General features: G+C 45.2%; 10 protein-coding genes. 5 read left to right on the top strand and 5 right to left on the bottom strand.

What is annotated here, in order from left to right:
* Positions 1–84 (top strand): hypothetical protein (locus tag AACU19_RS23680; RefSeq protein ID WP_440939640.1); only part of this gene is annotated, 84 nt, incomplete at its 5' end.
* Positions 85–448: 364 nt separating this feature from the next.
* Here the strand turns inward: AACU19_RS23680 and minE are convergent.
* The 3 genes from minE to minC are packed head-to-tail and all read right to left on the bottom strand — an operon-like array spanning position 449 to position 2,250.
* A complete protein-coding gene (minE, locus tag AACU19_RS03445) occupies positions 449–715 on the bottom strand; it encodes a cell division topological specificity factor MinE (protein WP_001185665.1) in 267 nt (88 codons plus the stop codon).
* Positions 716–718: 3 nt separating this feature from the next.
* Positions 719–1,531: a septum site-determining protein MinD gene (gene minD / locus AACU19_RS03440; RefSeq protein WP_000101055.1), complete on the bottom strand. Its 813-nt coding sequence runs from the start codon at positions 1,529–1,531 to the stop codon at positions 719–721.
* Positions 1,532–1,554: 23 nt separating this feature from the next.
* Complete coding sequence (gene minC, locus AACU19_RS03435) at positions 1,555–2,250, bottom strand: septum site-determining protein MinC (protein ID WP_000072536.1); 696 nt, start codon at positions 2,248–2,250, stop codon at positions 1,555–1,557.
* 519 nt (positions 2,251–2,769) lie between these two features.
* On the opposite strand from minC, the gene AACU19_RS03430 reads away from it, so the two are divergent.
* Complete coding sequence (locus AACU19_RS03430) at positions 2,770–3,138, top strand: YcgJ family protein (protein ID WP_001056855.1); 369 nt, start codon at positions 2,770–2,772, stop codon at positions 3,136–3,138.
* A gap of 143 nt (positions 3,139–3,281) precedes the next feature.
* Here AACU19_RS03430 and pliG read toward each other — a convergent pair whose 3' ends face one another.
* Positions 3,282–3,683: a g-type lysoyme inhibitor PliG gene (gene pliG, locus AACU19_RS03425; RefSeq protein ID WP_000693759.1), complete on the bottom strand. Its 402-nt coding sequence runs from the start codon at positions 3,681–3,683 to the stop codon at positions 3,282–3,284.
* 239 nt (positions 3,684–3,922) lie between these two features.
* Here pliG and AACU19_RS03420 point away from each other — a divergent pair, with 239 nt between their 5' ends.
* The 3 genes from AACU19_RS03420 to AACU19_RS03410 all read left to right on the top strand — a co-directional run bounded on the left by AACU19_RS03420 (position 3,923) and on the right by AACU19_RS03410 (position 5,484).
* Positions 3,923–4,216 (top strand): YcgL domain-containing protein, encoded by a 294-nt coding sequence (locus AACU19_RS03420; protein ID WP_001297679.1) that lies wholly within the window; start codon positions 3,923–3,925, stop codon positions 4,214–4,216.
* Positions 4,217–4,286: 70 nt separating this feature from the next.
* Positions 4,287–4,946 (top strand): fumarylacetoacetate hydrolase family protein, encoded by a 660-nt coding sequence (locus tag AACU19_RS03415; protein WP_000284282.1) that lies wholly within the window; start codon positions 4,287–4,289, stop codon positions 4,944–4,946.
* Between the two features lie 91 nt (positions 4,947–5,037).
* On the top strand, positions 5,038–5,484 hold the full coding sequence (locus AACU19_RS03410) for a YcgN family cysteine cluster protein (RefSeq protein ID WP_001306825.1): 447 nt from the start codon (positions 5,038–5,040) through the stop codon (positions 5,482–5,484).
* Positions 5,485–5,690: 206 nt separating this feature from the next.
* Here AACU19_RS03410 and hlyE read toward each other — a convergent pair whose 3' ends face one another.
* The gene (hlyE, locus tag AACU19_RS03405) at positions 5,691–6,602 is read right to left on the bottom strand and encodes a hemolysin HlyE (protein ID WP_001306826.1); all 912 of its coding nucleotides are present in this window, start codon (positions 6,600–6,602) and stop codon (positions 5,691–5,693) included.
* Positions 6,603–6,817 lie beyond the last annotated feature (215 nt).

Raw genomic sequence — 6,817 nt, 5'->3', positions numbered from 1 at the left:
GGGCATCTCGGGGTGGGGTATAGCCATGGTGCCGGTGTGGAATCGCCATGGAACGCGGTGGCTGGTGTGAACTGGTCGTTCTGACCATCAACGCTTAAACTGCGCTTCGGCGCAGTTTCCGTTTACAGGATGTTAAAAGGGAAAATTCTGCGGCAAAAAAAGCCCGCCAGTTACGGCGGGAAACCTCATCCTATGGGAGAACAATGAATAATGAAATTGCGGGGTTATCATCTCCCAGCATACCAATACTAACAATAAGGTTATTTACTCAGCCAGGTATAAACAATTTGTTCTGTGTGGGGGGAACGGCATTAAGGTGTAAAGGGGGTAAGCAATGAGTAGCATCAGCAAGAATACTCGCCGCTCTTATCAAACGTGGATGAGGGGGATGAAAAACTCAAGGCAGAGATGACTCTGCCTTGAAGATAAATGCGCTTTTACAGCGGGCTTATTTCAGCTCTTCTGCTTCCGGTAAGGTCACGTTCAGCTCAAGAATAGAAATATCGCCATCTTTTTGCTCAAGCTGTACGGTTACCATCTCAGGATCAATTTGTACGTATTTACAAATGACCTCAAGAATATCTTTACGCAACTGCGGCAGATAATGCGGTTCTGCATCGCTGCGACGGCGTTCAGCAACAATAATCTGCAGCCGTTCTTTTGCAATGTTGGCCGTGTTTTTCTTCCGCGAGAGAAAGAAATCGAGTAATGCCATAACTTATCCTCCGAACAAGCGTTTGAGGAAGCCTTTCTTCTCTTCTTCAATGAAGCGGAAAGGACGTTCTTCTCCCAACAGACGTTCTACGGTATCTGCGTAGGCTTTACCCGCATCGGCGTTAATGTCGAGAATGACCGGTTCACCCTGGTTAGAGGCGCGCAATACTGATTGATCCTCAGGAATCACGCCGACGAGTTTGATGCGCAGGATCTCCAGCACATCTTCCATGCTCAACATGTCACCTCTGCTCACGCGGCCTGGGTTATAGCGCGTTAACAGCAGATGCTCTTTAATAGGCTCTTCGCCATTTTCTGCGCGGCGTGATTTCGACGCCAGAATGCCTAAAATACGGTCAGAGTCGCGTACTGAGGAGACTTCCGGGTTGGTGGTAATAATGGCTTCGTCTGCAAAATAGAGTGCCATTAACGCACCGGTTTCAATCCCTGCCGGGGAGTCACAAACGATAAATTCAAAGTCCATCGCTTTCAGATCATCAAGAACTTTGGCGACCCCTTCACGGGTAAGGGCATCTTTATCGCGTGTTTGCGATGCCGGAAGAATATAGAGATTTTCAGTACGCTTATCTTTAATTAACGCCTGATTTAGCGTTGCATCGCCCTGAATGACGTTGACGAAATCGTAAACGACCCGGCGTTCACAACCCATAATCAGGTCGAGATTACGCAGGCCGATATCAAAATCTATCACGACAGTTTTCTTTCCCTTCTGGGCCAAACCAGTGGCGATGGCCGCGCTGGAGGTTGTCTTACCAACACCCCCTTTGCCCGAAGTAACAACAATAATGCGTGCCATAGAAATTCCTTGTTAAAAAGGGATCAATTTAACGGTTGAACGGTCAAAGCGTTTTCGACTAACTGTAGTCGCGCTGCTTTGCCATAAAATTCTGCTGGGATTTGATCACTCAGCCAGTATTCACCTGCGATGGACACCAGTTCCGCCATCAGGTTCGTACAAAATATTTGCGTTTCCCGGTCACCACTTGCCCCTGCCAGCGCACGACCGCGCATCATGCCATAAACATGAATGTTACCATCGGCAATCAATTCGGCCCCAGCGCTAACGTGGCTTGTAACAATCAGATCACATTGTGGAGCATAAATACGCTGACCGGAACGCACCGGGGTATCTATTAAACGCGTTTTTGTGACCGGCGTTGTATTTTGCGCTGGAGCCTGCGGTGCGGGAGCTGGACGCGGCGCTTTTTCCTTTCCTTCCGTCAGGATAGGCAGCCCCATCTTTTCAATTTCGGCTTTAAGTTGCGCATCTTTGCAGCCACTTACGCCAATAACCCGCAAACCGGTTGCCGAAACAGCCTTATGCATCGCTGACCAGTTTACCGGGTCTTCAAGTGCACTGACGTTGAGTACAACAGGGGCATGTTTTAAAAATGCGGGGGCCTGAGCGATTTTGTCTTCCAGCGCCTGATGGATAACCTTAGGTTCTGCCTCATGCAGATGAACCACAGATAAAGTGAAGCTACTGCCTTTAAGCTCGATTGGCGTGTTTGACATCCTGGCCTTACTCAATTAGCTATTAATCATCGCCAGCGCGCGATGATGTTCCGAAGACTATAAGGCATGTTATAGTCTGGATTATATTGAGGCAAGTCACCCTCCCATTTATTCAGAGTAAAAGTCTATTCTGTGATAAATGGCGCTGATTCATAGCTTAAAAAATACCCTTGTCAATCAACCCATTGCCGTCGTACTTTTGATTGTTCTTATTTACGCTTCCTTTTTCCGCACCCTAATCGTGACAGCATCTTCAGACCTGTTTAAATATCCAGTATTGAGACGAGTGTATTTTTTCACCACGCCAGGCTTTCTTAACTTTCCATTTTTTGCAGCATCATTAAAGAACAGATACCCGTTATCTTAATATCCGCCACAGAATTGCTCTATCATAGAAACCGCAGAAGACGTCTGATACTTCTGTCAGGTCATCGTAACTCGTCCAGGTCAGCGGTTTTGATTATGAGTTGATGATGAAATGAGCATAAGTGTTGTACGGTTGGTTTCTCAGGATGTGCTATGAATATGATGCGTATTTTTTATATCGGATTGTCAGGTGTGGGGATGATGTTCTCATCAATGGCGTCTGGAAATGACGCTGGCGGACTTCAATCTCCGGTGTGCGGCGTTGTTTGCGACCCGTATATTTGTGTTAACTCAGATGGCATTTCCCCAGAGTTAACAAGGAAATATCTCGGCGAAAAAGCCGCTGAAAACTTACAATCAGTACAAGGTTACGATCCCAGCGAATTTACATTCTCTAACGGTGTATTTTGCGATGTTAAAGAAAAATTATGTCGTGATGATCGTTATTTTGGTGTGAATGGTAAGCGGAGTGGAAAAATCAATCAAACCACCACAAAGATGTTATTTATGTGTCGTGAGTGATGTCTTGTTTACATTATGTTCTATTCAGCATTTTCAGCTCGTCGTCGCATAGCCTTCTTTATATTCGTCATTAACCTCTTGAGCGACAGAGAGGCGTGGGGGCGATAACGTTTATGACGGGGAGAGTCCCCGTCGATTGACATTTACTTAATTTGAATATCAACGTTATATTTTTTAGTTTTGTTTTTACGGGCGTCATTTCGAGTTTGCAGCACACGCAGCTCATATTTGCCAGAAGCTGGGAGTGCGTATTGTCCGTGACTATCGAGTTCTGGGGAATATCTGGATAAATCAACAGAATCATCGATCCCTGGTCCGAAGAGGTAAGTATCAGCGCCTTCATTAGAGATACTCACATGCACTTTCTGGCCTTTTTTGGCATAGAAGGTATATGTATCGTAATCATATCCCTTTATTTCGCCGGAGTACTGAGCGCTGCTATGACCTTTTCTGAACTCAACATTGACATTCTTACCTGCAGCAAAGCTCGTAGAGGTTAGCAGTGCAAGCAGCAATACACCCTTACTGATGCCCTTGATTTTCATAGGTAGTCTCCTGTTCAGAATGAGTACGATGAACTGTTATAATATAACAATTCCTTACGGGGGAATTCCAGTGGCTTTCCTGTATTCGGTAAAATCCTGGTGCGGTATTCTTGCCGGGGATTACTTATAAAGGGCGCATGGATTGAACAAACCGCAGAAATCTACAGCTGGCTGGCTTGTGGCGCGGGTTTCATTGATGTTAGCTTATGCCAAAACCTGGCATTTTAAAGAGTAAATGTATGTTTTGTGTGATTTATCGAAGCAGCAAGCGTGACCAGACCTATTTATATGTCGAAAAAAAAGACGATTTTTCGCGTGTTCCTGAGGAACTGATGAAAGGTTTTGGTCAGCCTCAGTTAGCGATGATTCTGCCGCTGGATGGGCGGAAGAAATTGGTCAATGCCGATATTGAGAAGGTTAAACTGGCATTAACCGAGCAAGGTTACTATCTGCAGTTACCGCCACCCCCCGAAGATTTGCTGAAGCAACATCTTTCCGTAATGGGGCAGAAAACAGACGACACTAACAAATAACCGATATCCGGCGGTGGCATTATCTTTGTCGGCGCGGGTTTTCATATCCACGATAAGTGAGGGGAACATTATGTATCAACATCACAACTGGCAAGGTGCGCTGCTGGATTATCCGGTGAGTAAAGTAGTCTGTGTTGGCAGTAACTATGCCAAACATATTAAAGAGATGGGCAGTGCAGTGCCCGAAGAGCCAGTGCTGTTTATTAAACCAGAGACGGCACTGTGCGATCTGCGGCAGCCATTGGCGATCCCATCCGATTTCGGTTCAGTTCATCATGAAGTCGAACTGGCGGTGTTGATTGGCGCGACGCTTCGTCAGGCTACGGAAGAGCATGTCCGCAAAGCCATTGCCGGTTACGGCGTGGCGCTCGATCTGACATTGCGTGATGTTCAGGGAAAAATGAAGAAAGCCGGGCAGCCGTGGGAAAAGGCCAAAGCGTTTGATAACTCTTGTCCGCTATCCGGGTTTATTCCAGCGGCGGAATTCACCGGCGATCCGCAAAATACAGTGCTGGGCCTGAGCGTCAACGGCGAACAACGCCAGCAAGGTACGACTGCGGACATGATCCATAAAATCGTTCCGCTGATCGCTTATATGAGCAAGTTTTTTACCCTCAAGGCCGGTGACGTTGTGCTGACAGGCACGCCTGATGGCGTCGGCCCCTTGCAAAGCGGTGATGAGCTGACGGTTACTTTCGATGGACATTCTTTGACAACTCGCGTTTTGTAATACTTTTTGCCGCCTGAAAGCGGCGGCAAAACTTGCATCGCTGTGCCAGACTGGTTATAAGGTGCGTTTTAACGTAATGGCGGAACACCTGATGAGCGATGTACCTTTCTGGCAAAGTAAAACCCTGGACGAAATGAGCGATGCGGAATGGGAGTCGTTGTGTGATGGTTGCGGTCAGTGTTGTCTGCATAAACTAATGGACGAAGACACCGACGAAATCTACTTCACTAACGTCGCCTGTCGCCAGCTCAATATTAAAACCTGTCAATGTCGGAACTACGAGCGTCGTTTCGAGTTTGAACCCGACTGCATTAAACTAACCCGTGAAAATCTGCCAACATTCGAATGGTTGCCAATGACCTGCGCTTATCGCTTGCTGGCGGAAGGTAAAGATTTACCTGCGTGGCATCCGCTGCTTACTGGTTCGAAAGCGGCAATGCATGGCGAACGTATCTCTGTGCGTCATATCGCAGTGAAAGAATCAGAAGTGATTGACTGGCAGGATCATATCTTAAATAAACCTGACTGGGCGCAGTGATAAATTTAATAGATGTTGATGGGGGCTTTCTTAATATACGTCTGGATGCTCGCCATTTCGTAGCCCTGTTTTTGAAAGCGCTCTGTCATAATGAGAGTTACCCGATACCTTATTATTAACAGGTAACTCTCAATCTTTAAAAAACGTCTGTATTTTTAAATGTGATAAACTTTATACCTTGAGTACATGGAGAGAATAATCGCTTATCAGACTTCAGGTACCTCAAAGAGTGTCTTCTTACCGTGTCTTTTCTGATACTCATTACAGGTGTTAATCATTTTTTTTGCCGCTTCTTTTAGCAAAGAAAGCATTAAATCATCATAATCAACGTAGAATCTGGTTGTTTCAGTTTCCGTTTTTATCTCCCCGATGGCGGCTATTTCGGTGGTTAATTTCAATTTGGCAGCATCGATATCTTTATTCGCTTGTTTAACCGTGTTAGACAGGGTGGTAAAGAAACTCTGCACAGATTTTAACTTGTTCTTCAATTCTGGAATCAGTTTCCCTTCAACTACGCCCGCAGCAATAGAATAGGAAATGATTAATCCAAATGGACCGGCGACGACACCGGCTGCGGCACCGGCATACGCTTCCTTCCTGATTTTATCTACCTGTGACTGGAAATAGCTGCTTTTTTCTGAAAAATCATTGGTTAACTGGCTATCTAACGCCAGCAGTTTTCCGGAAGCGTTGTTGAAACTTTGTGAGCTTACCAGCAGAGATTTTTGCGCTTCATTCAGCTTCGTGATGCCGTCATCCAGTACCTTAATGAGAATATCTTTCTGGGCGGATGCTTTCTTCTCATTGTACTCATCAAATAGCAAAATATATGCTGCGAGCAATTGCGTCGCAACACCACACCATTCATACACCGTTTGGGTTGCTTCAAAATACTTATCCTGGCTATCCATAAGTAAGGTTTTAATATCGCCAACTAAAACGGAGGCTGCCTGTGAATACTCCTGTTTAAAGCGACTTAGCTCTTTTATGGTTTCATCGAAGGTCTGCCAGGGGATGACCTGATCGAGATATTTATTATAAAGGTCTAATGCTCCATCTGCGGTTTCGATTGCGTTTTTAACTACCTCTACCGTTTTATCTGCAACGATTTCAGTCATAATCATTCGCCTCTTTAAATATATAAATTGTAATGAAACTCCTGTTTTACAACTATTAATGAATTTTACTTCATCTAATTCATAGTTAGCCGGGCGAGATGCGTCAATGTCTTTATTTATATTAATATGATAAATATCAAACAATGTTTAATGTCATTATGGCGAATGCTTCCATTCTATTTTTAAACCGGGCGATATTTTTCCTTTCTGCTGGA

Origin of the sequence: Escherichia sp. MOD1-EC4550 (genome assembly GCF_963876935.1) — a bacterium.
GTDB lineage: Bacteria > Pseudomonadota > Gammaproteobacteria > Enterobacterales > Enterobacteriaceae > Escherichia > Escherichia coli_F.
The sequence above is the reverse complement of the archived record's forward strand: the minus strand, read 5'-3'. Positions and strand labels throughout refer to the sequence as shown.